Raw genomic sequence first — 2,762 nt, 5'->3', positions numbered from 1 at the left:
CTCCAGCACGGCCCAACTTCTCGACGTCTGATTTGAGAACGATGCGCATGGGAGGTCTCTCCTACCTTACTGTGTCGAGAATGTAGGGAATGATCGCCATCTGCCGCGCGCGCTTGATCGCTGTCACGAGTTGCCGCTGATGCTGAGCACAGGTGCCCGAAATGCGGCGCGGGATGATCTTCCCTTCTTCGGTGATAAAGCGGTGCAGCAGCCGGTCGTCCTTGTAGTCGATGTAGAAGATGCGATTCTCGCAGAACCGGCAGATCTTCTTGCGGGGTATGAGCATTGGCGCGCCTTTAGAGTTTCAGTTCGCGAAATCCGAAGTCGAAATGGCTCTCGTCTTCAGCCGGCTCGCCGCCGTTGCCGGACGGAACCGGTGATTCCTGGATCGTAGCGGTGTCTTCCGAGTGCGAGAAGTTGTTGTCGGTTTCGATGTCCGAGAGCACCATCTCGCGCTTGTTAAGGAACTGGATGCGGCGTGCTTTAATTTCGACGATGCTGCGATAGTTGCCATCATCGGTGCGCCACTGGCGCGACTGCAGTTCACCTTCAACCAGCACCGCGCTGCCCTTGTGCAGGTTCTCCGCGCACGATTCAGCCAGTTTATACCAGGCTACGATGCCGACGAAGCAGACGTCTTCCTTCCATTGCCCGAAGTTATCTTTGAACTTGCGATTGGAGGCGATGGTGAAATTGGCGACCGGGGTGCCGTTCGTCGTTTGACGGATCACCGGGTCTTTGATGAGGTTCCCGACGATGATGACGTTATTCACATCGGGCATTTTCAGATCAGCCATTGATCACTCCTTAGTGTTAGTGTTTTCATCCGTGTCGTCTTCGGACGTCTCGACCGCTGCCGATATGACCTCATCGGCAGCCGCTTCAATGTCCGCGGGGGGTGTCCGGGCGTCGATTTCCTCGGCGGAGACGATCTCCTCCGCTTCGGCGATAATCGAATCTTCGCCGGACGTTATGGTCTCAATCACGGTTTCGGCCGCGACTTCCTCATCTCCCTTGGTTCCTATAGGCCGACCGCCAAGCCGCATCCGTTCGGCTTCCTCGGCGAGGACGACCTCGGTCCGCTGGCGCAGGCCGAGATCCTTCTCGCTGAACGCGATGATCATGTGGCGGAGAACGGTGGTGTTGAGCCGGAGGAAGTAGTCGAGCGCCTGAACGATACGGCCGTTCCCCTTCAGGTTGGCGAGGAAGTAGGTGCCGTAGGGTCGCTTGGCGATCGGGTAGGCGAGCCGTTTCTTGCCGAGTTTATCGAACGAGATCATCTCGCCTTCGCGGCCGGTGATGATCCCTTCGATCTTCTGTTTCACCTCGACTTCGGCTTCTTCGTTGGCCGGGTCGAGAATGAACATCAGTTCGTAATGCTGCATTCGTCTCCTGTGGACTTCGGTTGTTAAAGCCCCGTCAGATGTCTGATGCGGGGAGGAGTTATGTGGGGGTGTGGGAAAATCTGGATTCCCCGCGGGCGCTAATGATTTCGGGATGCCCGCTATTCCCTATCAATCATTTGAATCTCTAATCCGGACTGAAGAACAAGTCTTCTTGCAGCAGTCTTCTATCAAAAGTAGCGATCGCTCTGCAGCCGGCATCGAGTGCCTGCTCGCGTAGCAAATAGTCCGCGAAACCTCCCCTTCCATTGCGAAAGGAATTCAGGGCACGTTCAAAACTGATGGGCGAAATCACCTTAAATCCCAAGGTATTGCGAACGGCTTCAAGTGCATGGACGATTTCGGATTTTGATGCCTTATATCCAGTCTTCAGCACCCAGCTTGTCTCCGCCAGTGTAATATCTGTAATCAAAGCCTCTTCGCCGCTCTGCTCTAACACATCCAAAAGCCGTTCGACGCGGAGGTACTGGTCGTCGTCATCGGCAACCAGCAATCGGATTAGGATATTCGTATCCAAGGCTATCATTCATCTGATCCCTGCCGTTCTATGATCTGCTCGATTTGCTCTAATGTCAAATGGATACCATGGGACTTTACGATCCCATGTAGATCCCGCGGCTTGTGCCCTACCTCAAGGACAAAAGTTCCTTCTTCGGTCTCACGCAGGCGAATCTCGCTGCCTGGAATCGAATTGACCCTCTCCCTAATCTCCGTCGGGAGTTCAATCCGTCCGCTTGAATCGAGTGTAAGTGTTTTGGTCATCTCTGGGAAGTTCCTTAAGAAATTCGATTGTAGCTTCTTTAGGTAAATGCATTATAGAATCGTTCGGAATAATATAACTATTTTGGTTTGACGATGCTCTCGAGCCATTTCAAAACAACCTTTTTGGGCAATTCTAGCATATCGCCTTCATTTGCTTTATTATCAAATGCATACTCAGTAAAGAGCCGGTTGGCAAGTGTGAACAGAATCTCATCTTGCTTCTCTTTCGGCAATTTATGAATGAATGGGCCTATTGAAGCCAATGTCAATTGCGCCTGCCGATTGAAGTGTTCTTCAGAACGATGGTGATTTGCTTGCCTCTCCGCATACGCAGCCAAGAGCGCAAATGTACCAGCGACAAATATCCTGGTTCCAAACTGAACCTAGCTTACCGTGCTCCCTAATAATACGTAGATGAATGAAATGACGGCAAAGATAGCCATTAATCCTATGCTAACCACTGAGACTTTATGCCAACTCTTGGACCTGGCAGCTTCTATTACCTGGTGCAAAATATAGTATGATTGATTATGCGGCATACTGAACGGGTCTATCTTTGAAGTAGGACTTGACGATGTCGGGACGATTTTGCGTTAC

Annotated in this window: 6 protein-coding genes; all 6 read right to left on the bottom strand. The window is 51.9% G+C overall.

Going from position 1 to position 2,762, the window contains the following annotated elements; genetic code table 11:
• Positions 1–61 precede the first annotated feature (61 nt).
• The 6 genes from rpsR to FJY67_11880 all read right to left on the bottom strand — a co-directional run bounded on the left by rpsR (position 62) and on the right by FJY67_11880 (position 2,503).
• On the bottom strand, positions 62–286 hold the full coding sequence (rpsR, locus tag FJY67_11905) for a 30S ribosomal protein S18 (protein MBM3330151.1): 225 nt from the start codon (positions 284–286) through the stop codon (positions 62–64).
• A gap of 10 nt (positions 287–296) precedes the next feature.
• Complete coding sequence (ssb, locus tag FJY67_11900; GenBank protein ID MBM3330150.1) at positions 297–797, bottom strand: single-stranded DNA-binding protein; 501 nt, start codon at positions 795–797, stop codon at positions 297–299.
• 3 nt (positions 798–800) lie between these two features.
• Positions 801–1,385, bottom strand: coding sequence for a 30S ribosomal protein S6 (gene rpsF, locus FJY67_11895; protein MBM3330149.1), 585 nt, complete (start codon positions 1,383–1,385; stop codon positions 801–803).
• A 145-nt stretch (positions 1,386–1,530) separates the two neighbouring features.
• Positions 1,531–1,929: a type II toxin-antitoxin system VapC family toxin gene (locus tag FJY67_11890; GenBank protein ID MBM3330148.1), complete on the bottom strand. Its 399-nt coding sequence runs from the start codon at positions 1,927–1,929 to the stop codon at positions 1,531–1,533.
• The gene (locus FJY67_11885) at positions 1,926–2,165 is read right to left on the bottom strand and encodes an AbrB/MazE/SpoVT family DNA-binding domain-containing protein (GenBank protein ID MBM3330147.1); all 240 of its coding nucleotides are present in this window, start codon (positions 2,163–2,165) and stop codon (positions 1,926–1,928) included. Before FJY67_11885 ends, FJY67_11890 begins: the two co-directional genes overlap by 4 nt.
• A gap of 77 nt (positions 2,166–2,242) precedes the next feature.
• Positions 2,243–2,503, bottom strand: coding sequence for a hypothetical protein (locus FJY67_11880; protein ID MBM3330146.1), 261 nt, complete (start codon positions 2,501–2,503; stop codon positions 2,243–2,245).
• Positions 2,504–2,762 lie beyond the last annotated feature (259 nt).

It is taken from the genome of Calditrichota bacterium, from assembly GCA_016867835.1.
In the GTDB taxonomy this organism is placed as follows: domain Bacteria; phylum Electryoneota; class AABM5-125-24; order Hatepunaeales; family Hatepunaeaceae; genus VGIQ01.
This window is presented reverse-complemented; position numbering and strand designations above follow the sequence as displayed.